Origin of the sequence: Aquipluma nitroreducens (assembly GCF_009689585.1) — a bacterium.
GTDB classification, from domain to species: Bacteria; Bacteroidota; Bacteroidia; order Bacteroidales; family Prolixibacteraceae; genus Aquipluma; species Aquipluma nitroreducens.
Genome location: NZ_AP018694.1, coordinates 1,941,867 through 1,958,401, shown reverse-complemented (window position 1 = coordinate 1,958,401; position 16,535 = coordinate 1,941,867). Strand labels below are relative to the sequence as shown.

Below are 16,535 nucleotides of genomic sequence, written 5' to 3'. Positions count from 1 at the left end.
CTTTAAAAATTATTTTTTCCTTGACTTTTTGGGCGCTGGCTGTTTATCAATCAGCGTCATACAATCATCGAGTGAAAGTTGTGCCGCATCCGTAGTTTTCGGGATTTTGTAATTGTTCTTTTTGTAAACGATGTATGGACCCCATCTTCCATTCAGGATTTTGAGTTCAGGATTTTCTTCAAATGCTTTAATTAATGCATTTGCATCTTTCTCTCTTTTGCCTTCAATCAGTTCAATCGCCCTTGTTAATTCGATGGAATAAGGATCATCGACATTTTTTTCGAGCGAAATAAATTTACTGTCGTGTCGGACATACGGGCCAAATCTACCGATGGCTACGGTAACTGTTTTGCCTTCGTACTCTCCCAAATTTCGCGGTAATTTAAATAGTTCGAGTGCATCTTCAAGCGTAATCGTCTCGATGTGTTGCCCTGAGCGCAAACTGGCAAATTGAGGTTTTTCTCCTCCTTCGGTAACCTCGCCCAGTTGAGCCAGTGGGCCAAACCGTCCGATTTTTACTGAAATTTCAAGTCCCGAAGTCGGATCAGTTCCGAGAACCCGAACTCCATTTGTGCGTTCGGCCTCGTTTAATGCGTTTTCAACTTTAGAATGAAATGGAGTATAAAAACTTTGAATCATATCGTTCCAAACCAATTCACCTTCAGCTATTTCGTCAAATTCCTTTTCAACTTTGGCCGTGAAGTTATAATCCATGATCAGATCAAAATACTTAACCAGAAAGTCGTTAACGACCATCCCAATATCAGTAGGAAACAATTTCGATTTTTCAGCGCCGGTCTGTTCCGTCTTTACTTTTGATGAAATCTTTTGACCTGAAAGGATTAATTCGGTGAATTCGCGTTCAGTTCCTGGGCGATCTTCTTTGACTACATAACCTCTGTTCTGAACAGTTGTGATAATCGGTGCATACGTTGATGGCCGGCCAATGCCTTGTTCTTCGAGCTTTTTCACCAGACTGGCTTCCGTATAACGTGGTGGTTTTTGGGTAAAACGTTCGGTTGCATGAATTTTATCCCAACGCAAAATTTGTTTGGCACTTAAAGCCGGAAGTAATCCTTTTTGTCCGCCATTCTGATCTTCGTCATCGCTTGATTCAATATAAACCCGCAAGAACCCGTCGAAAATCAAAACTTCGCCGGTTGCAACGAATTTTTCCGGAACAGTCGAGATGTCAATGGTTACCGTAGTTTTCTCCAGTTCGGCTTCGGCCATCTGAGAAGCTATGGTGCGTTTCCAGATCAGATCGTATAATTTTTTTTCCTGATTCGTTCCCGAAATTTCTTCCTGATCCATGTAGGCCGGGCGAATGGCTTCGTGAGCTTCCTGCGCTCCTTTCGACTTTGTTTTAAACTGACGAACCTGGTGGTATTTTTCACCCATCGTTTTGATGATCATTTGTTTGGCAGCATCAATGGCTAATCCAGACAGGTTCACCGAGTCGGTACGCATGTATGTGACCTTTCCTGATTCGTATAGCTTTTGGGCGATGCTCATGGTCTGAGAAACCGAGAATCCTAATTTCCGGCTTGCTTCCTGTTGCAAGGTTGAAGTGATGAACGGTGGGGCTGGAGAGCGTCTTGCTGGTTTTTTGACAACTTCACTAATTTGAAATTCGGCATTTTTACATTTTTCAAGAAAAGCGTTTGCTTCCTCTTTTGTATCAAAACGGCGATTCAATTCTGCCTTTAGTTCAGTTATTTTTCCATCTTTTTCCGGAACAAGAAAACTTGCAGATACACGGAATGCTGAAGTCGTTGTGAAACCTATTATTTCACGCTCTCTTTCAACAATAAGCCTGACTGCAACCGACTGAACCCTTCCTGCAGACAACGATGGTTTTACTTTTTTCCACAAAACCGGTGAAACTTCGAAACCCACAATTCGGTCAAGTACCCGGCGTGCTTGTTGGGCGTTAACCAGATTCAAATCGAGCGGACGGGGATTCTGAACGGCATTCAGGATTGCTTCTTTAGTAATTTCGTGAAACACAATCCGCTTTGTCGTTTTAGGATCTAATCCGAGTGTTTCCTGAAGGTGCCACGAAATGGCTTCTCCCTCGCGGTCCTCGTCCGATGCCAACCAAATGACCTTAGAGTCTTTCGCCAGTTTCTTTAATTCGGTTACTAATTTCTTTTTGTCGGATGTGATTTCGTATTTGGGAGTAAAGTTATTTTGAATGTCAATTCCAAAATCTTTTTTTTCGAGATCCCTGATGTGCCCCATGCTTGAGGTAACAAAAAAGTCTTTCCCTAAGAATTTTTCAATCGTTTTTGCTTTGGCAGGTGACTCAACTATAACAAGATTTTCGTACATGTATCGGATTGTTTTTCGTTCAGTATTTAAAATTTTGTGCAAATTAAAGAAAAGGAAACGCTAAGTTCAAAATTAAATCCAATAAATTTTTAAAGCATATTTATTTGAAAATGATTTATTTATTCAAATATGAAGGTTTTAGTCGTCGAGAAATGACCTCGTTTTGAGACTTCTGTTGAGTTTAGTTTGTAACTGCTTAATGTGCTCATTAATAGCGTATTGATCTTGTTCCTTCCAATTGTTATGGTTTAGCATTAATTTGAACCACCGGGGTAAGAGATAGGCCATTTTCAGATCACTATTATTCTAAGGAATTCATTTGTGTTTCATTATCTTTGTCGGCTCAAACCGTAATTAGTGTCGAATGACGAAAGATATTTCAGTATATAAAAAATACATACGCCTATTTTGGTATTTATACACGGCCGGTGTTGTTGCCGTTTTTCTGATGTTTTTTATGATTGCACAAGGATGGCTTGGTTTTATGCCTTCGTTTGAAGATCTTGAGAATCCGGAAAGTTTGCTTGCATCGGAAGTTGTTTCAGCCGATGGTGTTGTGATGGGTACGTATTTTAAGGAAAACCGCAGTTTTGTTAACTACAACGAACTTAGCCCGGTATTGCTTAAAGCGTTGGTGGCAACCGAAGATGTGAGGTATTACGATCATTCAGGAATCGATATTCGTGGATTGATACGAGTTGTAAAAGGAATTGTGACAGGTAACACCAATTCGGGAGGGGGAAGTACAATTAGCCAACAGCTTGCCAAAATGCTTTTCCCACGCGATAATCTCGATAATAAACTTCAGCTTATTTTCAGGAAATTTAAAGAATGGGTAATTGCGGTAAAACTTGAGAAAAGCTACACCAAAGAGGAAATACTAACCATGTACCTGAATAAATACGACTTCCTGAACCTTGCTGTTGGAATAAAGTCGGCTGCAACAGTCTATTTTAATACCACTCCTGATAAGTTGACCCTCTCTCAGTCTGCCATGTTGGTTGGAATGGCAAAAAATTCCTCGTTGTATAATCCGGTACGTCGGCCCGAACTTACACAACAACGCCGGAATGTGGTATTGGCTCAAATGGAGAAATATGGTTACATTTCGAAAGCTGAACAAAATGATGCCCAATCGCAACCCTTAAATCTTGATTACCATAAAGTCGATTTCAAAACTGGATTGGCGCCCTATTTTAGGGAATATCTTCGCCAGGCATTGAATGCTGATCAGCCCAAACGATCGGATTATGCCGGATGGCAAATTCAGAAATACAAAGAAGATTCGGTGGAGTGGGTTGTTAATCCATTATACGGATGGTGCAAAAAAAACAAAAAAGCCGATGGGTCGACCTATAATTTGTATCGGGACGGACTCAAGATTATCACAACCATCGATTCGAGAATGCAGACTTATGCCGAAGAAGCTGTGAATAAACACCTGAAGGAAAACTTGCAGCCATCGTTCAATAAGCACATGCGTGTTTTGAAGAATCGTCCATTTTCAAACGATTTATCGGCAGAGGTAGTTGACGGGATTATGAATCAAGGCATAAAGCAATCGAAACGCTATTGGTTGGCCAAAAATAGTGGCAAGTCATGGGACGAAATCAAACAAGAATTCAACCGTCCGGTGGAGATGTCGGTCTTTTCGTACAAAGGCGATCGCGACACATTGATGACCCCTCTAGATTCGATGAAATATTATTACAGTATTCTTCGATCCTCGTTCATGTCGATGGAAATTAAAACCGGTCATGTAAAAGCTTATGTTGGAGGACCCGATTATCGTCATTTTATGTACGACATGGTAAAGGGCGGAAAGCGTCAGGTGGGATCGACAGTAAAACCATTTTTATATACATTGGCCATGCAGAATGGTATGTCGCCTTGCAGCAAAGTGCCAAATGTGCCTCAGCAATTCATTATGTACGATGGTTCTATCTGGGAAGCTAAAAATTCGGGGAAAACGAAGTTTGATGATAAGATGGTTACGCTGAAATGGGGTTTGGCTCACTCGGTGAACCAGGTTTCTGCCTGGGTAATGAAACAGTATAACCCGCAATCAGTCGTTGATGTGATGAAGAAAATGGGTATTTATAGCCCAATAGATCCGGTACCTTCTATGTTTTTGGGTACATCAGATGTTACTTTGTATGAAATGGTGGGAGCCTATGGTACATTTGCCAATAAGGGTGTTTTTACCAAACCCATTTTTGTAACCCAAATTGAGGATCGACATGGAAACATTATATCCACATTTCGATCGGATAGGCATGATGCAATTGATGAGCAGACGGCTTATCTGATGATTGAATTAATGCGCGGCGTGGTTGATGCTGGTTCTGGTGGCCGGCTGCGATGGAGCCCCGACTATGGTGGGTTCAAAGGTCCGATTGCAGGTAAGACCGGAACTACGCAGAATCATTCTGATGGCTGGTTTATTGGAGTTACGCCACAATTGGTAAATGGGTCATGGACCGGCGCTGAACTTCGAAGTATCCATTTTGACGATTTGCAATCGGGGCAGGGAGCTCGTATGGCTCTTCCGGTTTGGGGATATTTTATGCGAAAGGTATATGCCGATCGCAGTTTGCCATATCACGATCAGGCTGATTTCGAAAGGCCAGCCAATTTCTCGGTGAATATCAATTGCGATGATCCGGAGAGTATTGAACAGGAAAAGGATAATTCGGAGGAATTCTTTTAGGAAAGGAAGTGTTGAGAGTTCGAAGTTTGGAGTGTTAGAGTTAATTTTCTCTAAATCGCTGGAAGCTACTATGCTATTCCCTGTCAATCCGGTAAGCTTTGTTAAGTAGAATGAGGTACACTGAGCGTTATTTTCTACCGCATTTGCAGTTGCAATCAGTGCTTTCTTGTCTGTAAGTAAGCTATTTTATTTTATTATATGTTCTTTTGTCAAAGTCCTTTGTTTTGACTACGATTCTGTTGTTAGATATACTGCCCCAATAATTCCGCTCATAATATCTTAACCCAATTGTCCATTGTTTGTTATTCTTTGGGTTATCAAAGGGTGTAATTGCTTTTTCATATATATCTGAAGCTTTTACGTTAACTCGAAAATTTATTGTTGAGTCCGACATAGATATGTTGAGCATATCCGCTTTAAAGGCATATTACTGAAAAATGGTTGGTAAAAAGCTCTGAAAGCATAGCCAGTATTGGCATTACAGAAAGTTTGATGAACTTAGTTTCATCAAACTTTTTATGTTTATGAAAAAATCAAAAAAAACGTTGTTGGGCATGTGGTTATACCGATGTTATTTGCTGGGGAAAACGAGAGGGGAAACAGCGATATAAATGTAAAAGATGTGGTATTCTTCAGACTAATAATCGTCCGGAACTGCGTGTTCAAAACAGGTTTGTTTGGTTCCGTAAATGGGTTCTGGAGCGTCAGACTTACCAAACCTTGAGCAGGGATAGTGGGCTATGTCGTGATACACTCCAACGGACATTCTACGAGTTATTGGAGAAAGCTCCCCGGATCAGGATAATCAAGCGGGACCAAGTTCACTTGCGAATAGATGCCACCTATTTTGCCAAGTTCTGCTTGGTTTGTTACCAGGATGATTTCGATGGATATACCCAACTATTACGTTTTACCGATGGAGAGCACTATGAGGAAATCAGGGAGGATCTTTCGAACTTACTAAAGCTTGGGATCCAGATCGAGAGTATCACCAGCGACGGACATAAAAGTATCCTGAAGGCAATTAAGAAGTCAGTTCCTGATGCCATTGTCCAACGCTGCCTGGTTCATATCCAGCGCATGTGCCTGCTGTGGCTGACCCAATACCCCAAGCATCAGTCCGGGAAGGAACTGCGCAAGCTGGCGCTGCTGATCCTTAAGATTAAAACAGAGAATGATCGGATTTTCTGGATCAGAGAGTTCTATAAGTGGTATGAATCTCACAAGGATTATTTGAATGAAAAAACATACAACACAGAAACCGGAAGATATTGGTATACCCATAAATTGCTTCGACGTTCATATATAACCATCAAACGGGCTTTACCAAACATGTTTCATTACCTGTCAAATCCGGATATACCAAAAACTACAAACGGGATAGAAGGCTACTTCAGCCACCTGAAGAATCATCTGGATATCCACCGTGGATTAACGGTAAAACACCGCATTAACTTCATCAAATGGTACATCTATTTTACCAACGAAAAGTGAGTTTTTTTAGCCATCCAGCATCCCAGTAATATGATGAAAAAGGCAGCCAAACCGACTGCCTCATATTACTGTAAACGCATTAATCTTATTGCCGACAGGTTGATCTCCACCAGAGCCTGTTTCCCCTTCAGATTAACAGTGGAAGTTTACAAATTATTCCCCTGAAAATCACCAACCATTTTTCAGTACATTACCGCTTTAAAGAATCCTGGAAAATAGCCTTCTCGGGCTTCGTCAAAGTCGTCGCTTGTCCCGTAATAAATACCAGAAATTTTATTGTTGATTTCTTCTAGTTTGATGTAATGGTTCTCGATTAGGTCTTTGGTATTGTTCTCATACTTATATTCGTAAATCCCCAATATATTCTTTGGTCTATTGTCAACCTCCGTTTCTGCTGTTTTCTGAGCAAATCCAATATTGATTTGGAGGAATGCAGTTGCCAAGATGAGAAATGTTGTTTGTTTCATGCTCTGTTCTGGCATTAGTAGGAACTATTTCATGTCCCCATAATATGCAAACTTTAGAAGAGAATAGACGAAATTATATAAAAAGTGCCTGAAGTTAATAAACTTCAGGCACTTCGAATTTTAGGCACTGCCCACTATTTTTTTGTATTATTTTTCAAGCTTTTCAGAGTCTTTCTTTGGCTCGTCGTCGTCAGTTTTAGAAGCATTCTTGAATTCTTTTATGCCTTTTCCCAGGCCTTTCATCAATTCAGGGATTTTGGTTCCGCCAAACATCAATACAACCACAACCAACACAACAATAAGCTCCTGAGGTCCAATTACACCGGCGATAATTAATAAGTTCATAATATAAAGTTTAAATGGTTTTACAATTAAAAGGTTTCCACAAAAGTAACAAAAAATACAAATTCAGATATTTATTTAAAGAGTTTATAAATATCATTTAAATTGGCAAAGAGTACCAACGAAAGTAGTACGACCATGCCTGCAATTTGCGCATATTCCAAAAATTTATCACCCGGTTTACGTCCTGTAATCATTTCGAAAAGAAGGAACATGACATGACCTCCATCAAGTGCAGGAATAGGTAAAAGATTCATTACTCCAAGAATAATTGAGAGGAATGCAGTCATACTCCAGAATGAGAACCAACTCCAGGCTCCAGGGAAAATATTACCAATGGCAATAAAACCGCCGAGACTCTCGTAAGCCTTGGTTTTTGGAGAGAATATCAGTTTAAATTGTTTCAAATAATCACTAATTGTACTAAGCCCTCTGTTTATTCCAGCAGGTATCGATTCAACCAGGCTATATTCAATGGTTTTTAATTCGAATATTTTCTCAAGATTCAGATCAAGTGCAATCCCAAGTGCACCTGATGGAGGAATAACTATGGGGAAAGCCATTGCCTGATTGTTTCTCATTACATTCAAGGTGATTTTCTTTCCAATATGCTCCCGAAGTGCTGCTTTAAACTGATCATTGTATTCATACTTCAGACTGTCCATCCCCAAAATCTGGTCACCGACGTTAAGACCTGCTTCTTTGGCTGGCGAATCCTTGGCGATTTTTGCAATTTTATAATTGAACGGAATACGAAACGACATATCCAGTCTGTTTTTAATCATAAGAGCAAGGTCCTCGTCCGAGATTTCAACATCTACTTTTTCCCCATTACGTTCAACCTGAACCGCAGAGGCTTTGTCAAGAATGATCGTTGGAACTACTTTACGAAAATCCTCAACAGGCCTATTTGCTACTGAAAGAATTTTATCGCCATTCTGAAAACCAACTTTCATTCCAATGGAATCAACTTCAATTCCATATTTTACATTAGCAGTTGGCAAGTACGATTCGCCCCAGGCATATAATATGCCTATGTATATAACGAAAGCCAGGATGAAATTCATGACCACTCCACCAACCATGATCAACAGGCGCTGCCAGGTTTTTTTTGCACGAAATTCGTAAGGTTGGGCAGGCAATTTCATGGCTTCCTTGTCCATCGATTCGTCGATCATTCCGGAAATTTTGACATAACCACCCAAGGGTAGCCAGCCGACGCCGTATTCGGTGTCTCCCTTTTTAACCTTGAAAAGAGAGAACCATGGATCAAAGAAAAGATAGAATTTCTCAACTCTTGTTTTAAATAACCGGGCAAACATAAAATGCCCAAATTCATGTATGATAACTAGAAGGGATAAACTTAGAATAAGTTGAGCAGCTTTTATTAGTACTATTTCCATCGACTGTTTTTTCTGTTTTTAAATCTTTTGTTTTGTCCTGCTTTTCACTAAGGCTGATGTCTTTATCCTGACTTCTTTATCTGATTGGACATAGTCTTCCAGATTCGGATTTTTTAGATAAGTGGCCTGTTCCATGGCCTGTTCAATAATTTCGGGCATCTGAAGAAAACTGATTTTATCGTTCAGAAAAGCCTGTACCACCACCTCGTTTGCTGCGTTTAGAATACAAGGCATATTTCCACCAAGATTCAGCGCTTCAAAAGCGAGTGCAAGGTTACGAAAATTTTTTGTATTTGGCTGTTCAAATGTTAGTTTGGGGTAATCTAAAAAGCTGAATCGTTTGAATGTTGAAGGTAACCGATCAGGGAAATTAAGTGCGTACTGAATCGGCAATTTCATATCGGGCAGTCCCATTTGCGCTTTCATTGATCCATCGCGAAACTGAACCAAGGAATGAATGATGCTCTGCGGATGCACCACAACATCTATTTGTTCCGGCTTTAATCCGAAAAGCCATTTTGCTTCGATCACCTCGAATCCTTTATTCATCATCGAAGCGGAGTCGATAGTAATTTTGGCGCCCATGTCCCAATTGGGGTGTTTCAGTGCATCTGCCTTGGTCACATTTGCCAATTGTTCTAGCGAAAATCCTCTGAAAGGGCCTCCGGAAGCAGTAAGGTATATTTTTTCAACTTCGTTGTTGAATTCTCCGACCAGGCATTGAAAAATCGCAGAGTGTTCCGAATCGACCGGATAAATATTCACTTTGTGTTCAATGGCAAGCTGATTGATGATTTCGCCTGCCACAACCATTGTTTCCTTATTAGCCAGTGCAATGTGCTTGCCAGCTTTGATGGCGTTGCAAGTTGGTATCAGTCCGGAATAGCCGACCATTGCAGTAACCACCAAATCAATGGTGTCCATCTCAACTACTTGCTGCAAAGCTTCTCGGCCGGCGTAAACTTTAATGGGTTCGTTTTTTAGAGCTTCTGCTAATTGGTCGTAGTGGCACGAATTCGAAATCACGACCACATTCGGCTGGAATTTTCTGGCCTGATCGATCAATAAACTGATGTTGTTGTTGGCAGTCAGAACCTCAACCTCAAAATGATCGGGGTTTTGTGATATCACTTCCAATGTTTGTGTCCCGATTGATCCGGTCGACCCCAAAATGGCAATACGTTTCTTCATAAAAAGGTTTAAAAATCAATATAGGTTTCTGGATCAAGGGCAGTTCCATTGTGCCAAAGTTCAAAATGAAGATGCGGGCCGGTAGTCAGTTCGCCGCTATTCCCCATAATGGCAATCGCATCTCCGGCTTTTACTTTATCGCCAACCTCTTTAAGCAATTCAGCATTGTGTTTATAGGCCGAAATGAGATTGTTCTCGTGTTGAATATAAATAGAATAGCCTGTATTCATGGTCCATCCGGCAAAAACAACTGTTCCGTCCAAAACGCTCGATATCCGGGAGTTTGGACTTCCAACAATATCAACCGCAAAGTGCTCTGTTTTGGTGTCGAATTTATTGGTAATTAATCCGCGTAACGGTGTAAAGAAATGAATATTTGAAATGCTTGGCAGCTTTTTGGAATTGTTTGAAACCGATAAGTTGAGCTTTTCCTCCAATAACTTATCCTGAAATATTGAATCGGCATTTGAATTTTTAAATTTCACGTCATAGGTTTTTAAGCCAGATGACGGTGTTGAAGATTCATCCAAAGGAACATCTCCCTGAAACAAGGTTTTTATCTTCTCGAAGTAGCTGTCTCTATTCTTTATTTCATTTTCCAAAGAGTCGACCAAAATGTAATTGTAAATAATCTGCTGACGCACTTTGGCGCTTGGATACCCGGGAATATTTTCGCGTAAAGGAGTATAAGCAATAATAACTGTTGTGAAAAGAATAAGCAGTATGGCTCCTATGCTTCCAAGGGTCAATACCTTTAAGGGGGTAAGTTTAATGCTCCAAACCGTTTGAATCGACGAGTCATTGTAAATGATCAACCGATAATGGTCTTTCAGCATCTGAAATATTTTCTTCCGAAACTCCTTTCTGTTCATTGTACGATTTTTCGCACAACAAAATTAGAAGAATTTAGAGAAAACCAGCCGGCTGTACAGTTTATTAATACTTTTTAACGATGAGATTAGACGAATAATAAATAATTTTTTCATTTCTGATTAGGAAAATCTAAAAGGTTCTTCTATATTTGCACCCGCTTAGCAGAAATAAAATCAGCAAGCGAAGTTCTTAAAAACGACGATACATTATCTAAAGATACATTGCGGGATGGAGCAGTTGGTAGCTCGTTGGGCTCATAACCCAAAGGCCGTCGGTTCGAGTCCGGCTCCCGCTACATTGAAAGTCAGTGTTTTACACTGACTTTTTTTATGCCCTTAAATTTGTGAGGTAAGGAATCGAGGTAAGGAAAATCTCTGAAACTCTTAGTTGACGCACACTTCATCACTTGAAAATACCCTGAAATTAATACTCTTTTTTATAGCTTCTATTTGAGCTGTATAATGTTTATCAACCACATTGGCGTTACTATGGTCACTAATGATTGCGGTAAGTCCTCTATCACCAAGTTCAGCCCGATGTCTGCTAATATATGTTGTTCTTAATTCCTTAAAACATTTGTTTTCATCAATACCAGCGATTCTTTTAAAATGAGTGAACCCTTTGGTGATAATTCCCTTAACAGTATTTCTGTCTAATTCAGGGGCAAGGATGTATTCATCCATGTCTTTATTGTTTATATAATGGCATTCATCAAATAACACTTGTTGCAATTCAGGAATTACAGGTATTCTTTTGATACGGCTATTATCTTTACTTCGGATAAGCTTGTTCGCCTTTTGATTAATTGATTGCAAAACCAATATCCCTTGTATTTCAGTAATATCTTTGTACTTCAAATTAACAAGTTCTTCAAGCCTAAGGCCAGTAAATGCACCTAATTTAAATGCTGTTGGTAGCCATTCCTTAAATCTATTACGTTTTTCTTTTACATCGTAACCTTGTTCACGGTTTGTAACCGACAGAACTTTAAGAAATTCAGCGGCAGAAAACGATTGTGGGTCATAAAAAACAGAGTGTACAGGAACTGTATCAAACAAATTTTCGATTTTGAACTTCTCGTATTCAATTAAATGGTTGTAGAATGCTTTAAGCGAGCTCATTATGTTGTTGTATGTCTTGTTTGAGTCGGTTTTCTTTCGTATGAACTTGTGAAACAGTTCAACATGTTCCATTCGTAGCTGGTCTATTCGTATTGTTTTTATATTAATTGAGCCAGCAATACTTTCAAAAAAGTACTTGAAATTCCGCTTGTAGTCGTTTATTGAACCATTAGTTAGTCTGCGAGCATCCTCATGTTCGTAAAACCCCCCATTTGTAATGAAATCAAAATACCTTTTCATTTGGTAGGTGAGCAGATACCTGTCCTCACCTGTTGTTTCAGGTCTTGAAATAACAACATTGTTATAATTGTTTGTTTTCAAGAGCTCCATGAATTTTAACCTTTCATTATCAACCTCTTTTATATCTCGCGTACTTAATACGTGAGTCCGAGTCATGTTCTTTGTGCCGGGGAAATGTACTTTCAGTTTATACACTTGCCTTTCTGGTGGGTGATTGCAATCCAATGTTTTTCGTAAACAGCCAGTTTTGATGTTTGAATAACGTTTGCATTTATAACAATAGATGTATAATCCTGTTCTTCTGTATTTATCAGGTATTTTTAGATTTTCCATAACCGATTTCATTTAAAAATGTGTCAGGATTGAAAGTACTTGACTTATAATCCATGACATTAGAGTCTTTTTCTAATTCGTAATATTTTGTTACATCTTCACTTTTATACACTTCATAGTACATTGGCCAACTTTCACCATATTTCCGTTTTAGTACGTCTATTAAGGGCTTTTCAAATGATAACTTGAAATCGAATTCAGATACCACTCTCTTGTTTCCTAACGACATTATTTCAATGTTTCTGTCAATGCACCAACGTGCCGCCGTATCTGCTGATTTCATTTTAAGTTTTTCCGCAACCTCTTTCATATCGAGATATTTTATTCCATACATTGTTGAGTCAATGGGGCTGCCTTACTTTTTTAGACCCCAAGGCTTATTTACCCTATCAAATGGCTTAGTTCCTGAATGATGGAGTTTATTAAAATATAAGCAATTTTATCGACTTAACAAAATAGTGTTGTAATATTCTTACGCGCTAATGTAGAGTACTCGTAGGTTCTGGCCGCATACTTAAAAAATAATTGTTCAATTTATCACATCAAATGTTGTTTCGATTGTATAATGGAACAGGATAGATTCTTAACGGAACCATCTTCTATAAAATCTTAGGAAGCTAAACAAATAGTAGATCGATCTTTCTCCGTGGACCCTTTTTCTGTATGGGGCTACCGGGCTGGCTGCTGGCCGTATCCCCTATTGCATAAAGCGTTTTTTACCTCATAGATTGGTCATCAATGATCCGACTGAAAATTTTTTCCGGCAAAAGTTTATTGAACATTACTTTTGGAAAAAAGGACTGAAAAAATTCTGGCCAATTTTCAGAAATACCAAGAGTCCCATTTATTTCAATTCTGGTGAGTTTTCTCCTTCAAACCAATGTCTTTGTTTATTTCTAAACGAAACTACACCAGAACTCACTGGATTAGGTCTGGTTACCATTTTAATACATAATCTAACCATATCTAAAAAAGGGAGGGGTCGAGCGGAATTGGGGTGGGTTTCGGTGTTCTATCGTGCCAGTAATTCGTCTGCGACAAATATGTTGGAATTCCTTTTTTCAAATGGCTGGGCTAAGAATACTCACTGTCGTTCGGTTGGGAGTTATTTAAATTAAAAACGGAATTCCTACAATATATAGGTCCAGCAATCTCACTTCGTTCGACAGGTTGAGCTATAATTCATAGAATTCCCTGATCAAGCCAATATACTTTGGATCGTTGGAATGGAAATACTCCGTTTTACCAATAAATTTTTCCAGTCCCAGAGCATACATATCAGCTTCCCAGCTTGAGTAGCCTTCAAAGAAATCATTCATAATAACTCTAAATTCTTTTGTTGAGATTTTAGGTAAAGCTGGATTGTTTCCAGTACTGGAAGAACTATCACTGGTAGTTAAGTCAGTTGGAACCTCCTCTTCTGAAATAAATAAATCATCAAAAGAGTTAAAAGAACCAGTTTTCCCAGTATACTGGTATAATAAATGATCTTTTATATCTGAATTAATAGATGTATTAATTGTATTCCCAAGGGAAGTACCCCCTAATTCTTTAGGAAGTACCCCAATGATCGTATGGGAAGTACCTTCTGGTTCCTCAGGTGGGGTATTGTTCCTATCGGAAGTACCCCTGTGTTGAACGTCATTTCGAGTCGGCTCATTATTTTTAATCTCAGGAATTGCTATTTTTTCTTGTTCAACTTCTCTTTTCTGTTCTTCTGAAGATGATTCTGTCTGATCAGTGGGTGCATTTTCCTCCATGGAAGAACGCCTTACTGTAATTTTAATAAGCGGGGTTATTATCCTTCCAACACATGATCTCTTTTTATACACATCTTCAGTAGAAATATAACCAAGTTCTTTAAGTTTAGTTACTCGTTTCGAAGCAGCAGGACTCTTTATTCCAAGTAGTTCAGCAAAGTGTTCATTTGAAGCGATACATCCACCTGGTAATTCATGCAAAGAAGCGATTTCAAACAACAATGCTTTGTTCGCCCAATCCAGTTTTTTGTCACTCATCAATTCAATCGGAATCCAAATTCCTTTTCTTTTTTCATTCATCATTTTTTTAAGGTTATAAAAAGGAAACCCCATACGTATCAGTGTCTCGACTCACATCAACGCAGGGGTTCATATATCTAATGGTTGTAACTGTCGAGATCCAATATTTAAAATATACATAAAATATTTTGATAAACAAAGAGTGGATTAACAAATACTGCTCTTTTTTAGCGAATTATTAAATAAATCTTCGGCCTGCATTACGTTTTTGAAGTGTGTTGGATATTTATAGATACTATGGAATACAAAAGTCATATCAATATAAGGATTAGCGAAGATCAGCTAAAACGATTGATGTCAACCATGCTCAAGGAAAAGGTGACACTATCAACGCTGGTCAGGAACATTCTGCATAGTTACAACGAGGCCAATTCGATGTCAACTGATACGGTAATGACACGAAAGAAAAAGAAGTAATATTCAAATTGGATTTCCTTTTGGCCAATCACATTTCACTTTCCTTGTTTTCATGAGAAGTGAACCTGTATTTTCATAACTTCCCATGTTTTCATGAGAAGTTTGTTCAGGTACCAGCGATGAAGTGTTTTAGTGTGAAAACATTTGATTACTCCCTCAGGTACCGCCCAAATAGAAGTACTTTTCATGTTTTCTTGAAAAGTGAACTAATATGTCAACCCAACCTTCCATGTTTTCGAGAGAAGTTATTCAAGTATGTTCAGGTACCAGCGATTGTGTGTTTAGGTGCGAAATCAGATAATTACTCCCTCAGGTACCACTTAAAAAGAAGTACTTTCCATGTTTTCTTGAGAAGATTTCATTAAAATATCACTTGTTTTGACCAACAGATTATCATTTTATTTATTAATTATTTAGAATGAAGATAAATAATGATATTCGAAAGTTAGGATTTAAATCTTTAAAAAATCTTTATTGACGCAGAATATAGACGAAAAGTGATAGTGCACAATTGCCAGCTTTATATACTTTTGCTTTATAGTTGTTCATATATATTGCACAACTCAAAAATTATTACTAGCTTTGTACCATTAAGCATTTAAAAAGATGGAACTTGTCGATTTAATCATAGGTGGTACTGGCGTAGTAAAGGGGTTACTTCTTCTTTTGGGACTTGGTTATGATGAAAAAATTATGAAAGAAGAAATTAAACGATACTATGAAGATTTCATGAAAATGAAAAGTACACCTGCTGATAACAAGGTCGATGAATTAATCGCTTTTGTCGTTGATGACAATTTTAAACCTGGGACTCATCAAAGAGGTCAAAATTGGGGTTATCTATTTGCATTAAAGAACCTTAAAGAATCAATCGTTAAGTTCTACTTTACCAGTTTGGAAGAAATACAAAAAGGGAAAGGTGAATTTACAGATGTTAGGGACGTTTATCTTCGGATTAGTGAATACATGCTTCAACTGATGAGATTACGTATTGTCATCGATCCTGACTACAAATTGTCAAGAAACAAACATCCACAAACAGGAATCACCTATCTGGCTATTAAAGCCTATTGGATTGACGATGAAGGTAAAAAGGTAAGAAAGTTTACTAAGTCCATTGGTCGGGAAGACCATTATAAAGATGGGATTGATGATAAGAAGGCAGCAGAAGATGGATTAAAACTAATCCAACCCGTGTTGTACGACTATTATAAAGAGATTTATCCGGACTGATATTTTTTTGTCTTTTATGTGGGTCATATACACAGACCCACTAATAGATAAAATAACAGTCAAATTCAAATAAAACGTGTTGATCTTATGAACTGACAGGGGACAAAAATCCCTTGAATGGACAATCTATGCTCTGAAAATTCTAAGGATTGGTACCGATCCTTTTACCAAGTAGGGGAAGTTCTTTGACATGATGGGATAGTATTGATAAGGAATACAACCTCAATGAACTGAAGGTAGTGAAGAAATAACCTTGTTATTGACTTCCATTTCTTCAGTTCATTATCACCTTCATTTCAGATGATGGTGAGTACCCT

The 16,535-nt window shown here is 38.6% G+C and carries 12 protein-coding genes, 1 tRNA gene and 1 pseudogene; 5 read left to right on the top strand and 9 right to left on the bottom strand.

Annotated features, from left to right (window positions below; genetic code table 11):
• Positions 1-9: 9 nt before the first annotated feature.
• Positions 10-2,334: a type I DNA topoisomerase gene (topA, locus tag AQPE_RS08250; protein ID WP_318350581.1), complete on the bottom strand. Its 2,325-nt coding sequence runs from the start codon at positions 2,332-2,334 to the stop codon at positions 10-12.
• Positions 2,335-2,698: 364 nt separating this feature from the next.
• Here topA and AQPE_RS08245 point away from each other — a divergent pair, with 364 nt between their 5' ends.
• Positions 2,699-5,044: a penicillin-binding protein 1A gene (locus AQPE_RS08245; RefSeq protein WP_318350580.1), complete on the top strand. Its 2,346-nt coding sequence runs from the start codon at positions 2,699-2,701 to the stop codon at positions 5,042-5,044.
• Between the two features lie 558 nt (positions 5,045-5,602).
• Positions 5,603-6,538: pseudogene (locus tag AQPE_RS08240) on the top strand (IS256 family transposase, variant Zn-binding type); the annotation flags it as partial.
• 182 nt (positions 6,539-6,720) lie between these two features.
• On the opposite strand, the gene AQPE_RS08235 reads toward AQPE_RS08240, so the two are convergent.
• The 5 genes from AQPE_RS08235 to AQPE_RS08215 form a co-directional block, all read right to left on the bottom strand.
• The gene (locus tag AQPE_RS08235; protein ID WP_318350578.1) at positions 6,721-7,020 is read right to left on the bottom strand and encodes a hypothetical protein; all 300 of its coding nucleotides are present in this window, start codon (positions 7,018-7,020) and stop codon (positions 6,721-6,723) included.
• A 132-nt stretch (positions 7,021-7,152) separates the two neighbouring features.
• Positions 7,153-7,350: a twin-arginine translocase TatA/TatE family subunit gene (tatA, locus tag AQPE_RS08230; protein ID WP_318350577.1), complete on the bottom strand. Its 198-nt coding sequence runs from the start codon at positions 7,348-7,350 to the stop codon at positions 7,153-7,155.
• A gap of 71 nt (positions 7,351-7,421) precedes the next feature.
• On the bottom strand, positions 7,422-8,750 hold the full coding sequence (gene rseP / locus AQPE_RS08225; RefSeq protein WP_318350576.1) for an RIP metalloprotease RseP: 1,329 nt from the start codon (positions 8,748-8,750) through the stop codon (positions 7,422-7,424).
• Positions 8,751-8,768: 18 nt separating this feature from the next.
• Positions 8,769-9,941: a 1-deoxy-D-xylulose-5-phosphate reductoisomerase gene (locus AQPE_RS08220; protein ID WP_318350575.1), complete on the bottom strand. Its 1,173-nt coding sequence runs from the start codon at positions 9,939-9,941 to the stop codon at positions 8,769-8,771.
• Between the two features lie 8 nt (positions 9,942-9,949).
• On the bottom strand, positions 9,950-10,813 hold the full coding sequence (locus AQPE_RS08215; protein ID WP_318350574.1) for a M23 family metallopeptidase: 864 nt from the start codon (positions 10,811-10,813) through the stop codon (positions 9,950-9,952).
• A 223-nt stretch (positions 10,814-11,036) separates the two neighbouring features.
• Between AQPE_RS08215 and AQPE_RS08210 the strand changes: the two genes are divergently transcribed.
• Positions 11,037-11,109: transfer RNA gene (locus tag AQPE_RS08210), tRNA-Met, on the top strand.
• Between the two features lie 88 nt (positions 11,110-11,197).
• Here the strand turns inward: AQPE_RS08210 and AQPE_RS08205 are convergent.
• From AQPE_RS08205 to AQPE_RS08195, 3 genes are all read right to left on the bottom strand, one after another.
• Complete coding sequence (locus AQPE_RS08205) at positions 11,198-12,508, bottom strand: tyrosine-type recombinase/integrase (protein WP_318350573.1); 1,311 nt, start codon at positions 12,506-12,508, stop codon at positions 11,198-11,200.
• Complete coding sequence (locus tag AQPE_RS08200) at positions 12,486-12,818, bottom strand: aldo-keto reductase family protein (protein WP_318350572.1); 333 nt, start codon at positions 12,816-12,818, stop codon at positions 12,486-12,488. The genes AQPE_RS08205 and AQPE_RS08200 overlap by 23 nt, the downstream gene beginning before the upstream one ends.
• An 865-nt stretch (positions 12,819-13,683) precedes the next feature.
• The gene (locus tag AQPE_RS08195; RefSeq protein ID WP_318350571.1) at positions 13,684-14,571 is read right to left on the bottom strand and encodes a hypothetical protein; all 888 of its coding nucleotides are present in this window, start codon (positions 14,569-14,571) and stop codon (positions 13,684-13,686) included.
• A 234-nt stretch (positions 14,572-14,805) separates the two neighbouring features.
• Here AQPE_RS08195 and AQPE_RS08190 point away from each other — a divergent pair, with 234 nt between their 5' ends.
• Both AQPE_RS08190 and AQPE_RS08185 read left to right on the top strand, forming a co-directional pair.
• Positions 14,806-14,985 carry a hypothetical protein gene (locus AQPE_RS08190; RefSeq protein ID WP_318350570.1) on the top strand — a complete coding sequence of 60 codons (180 nt, stop codon included), beginning with the start codon at positions 14,806-14,808 and terminating at the stop codon, positions 14,983-14,985.
• Between the two features lie 606 nt (positions 14,986-15,591).
• Positions 15,592-16,218: a hypothetical protein gene (locus AQPE_RS08185; protein WP_318350569.1), complete on the top strand. Its 627-nt coding sequence runs from the start codon at positions 15,592-15,594 to the stop codon at positions 16,216-16,218.
• Positions 16,219-16,535 lie beyond the last annotated feature (317 nt).

What these genes read in the sequence shown, in the direction of transcription:
- topA (WP_318350581.1), bottom strand. Translation starts at nt 2,334, where the DNA reads ATGTACGAAAATCTTGTTATAGTTGAGTCACCTGCCAAAGCAAAAACG.
- AQPE_RS08245 (WP_318350580.1), top strand. Translation starts at nt 2,699, where the DNA reads ATGACGAAAGATATTTCAGTATATAAAAAATACATACGCCTATTTTGG.
- AQPE_RS08235 (WP_318350578.1), bottom strand. Translation starts at nt 7,020, where the DNA reads ATGCCAGAACAGAGCATGAAACAAACAACATTTCTCATCTTGGCAACT.
- tatA (WP_318350577.1), bottom strand. Translation starts at nt 7,350, where the DNA reads ATGAACTTATTAATTATCGCCGGTGTAATTGGACCTCAGGAGCTTATT.
- rseP (WP_318350576.1), bottom strand. Translation starts at nt 8,750, where the DNA reads ATGGAAATAGTACTAATAAAAGCTGCTCAACTTATTCTAAGTTTATCC.
- AQPE_RS08220 (WP_318350575.1), bottom strand. Translation starts at nt 9,941, where the DNA reads ATGAAGAAACGTATTGCCATTTTGGGGTCGACCGGATCAATCGGGACA.
- AQPE_RS08215 (WP_318350574.1), bottom strand. Translation starts at nt 10,813, where the DNA reads ATGAACAGAAAGGAGTTTCGGAAGAAAATATTTCAGATGCTGAAAGAC.
- AQPE_RS08205 (WP_318350573.1), bottom strand. Translation starts at nt 12,508, where the DNA reads ATGGAAAATCTAAAAATACCTGATAAATACAGAAGAACAGGATTATAC.
- AQPE_RS08200 (WP_318350572.1), bottom strand. Translation starts at nt 12,818, where the DNA reads ATGAAAGAGGTTGCGGAAAAACTTAAAATGAAATCAGCAGATACGGCG.
- AQPE_RS08195 (WP_318350571.1), bottom strand. Translation starts at nt 14,571, where the DNA reads ATGATGAATGAAAAAAGAAAAGGAATTTGGATTCCGATTGAATTGATG.
- AQPE_RS08190 (WP_318350570.1), top strand. Translation starts at nt 14,806, where the DNA reads ATGGAATACAAAAGTCATATCAATATAAGGATTAGCGAAGATCAGCTA.
- AQPE_RS08185 (WP_318350569.1), top strand. Translation starts at nt 15,592, where the DNA reads ATGGAACTTGTCGATTTAATCATAGGTGGTACTGGCGTAGTAAAGGGG.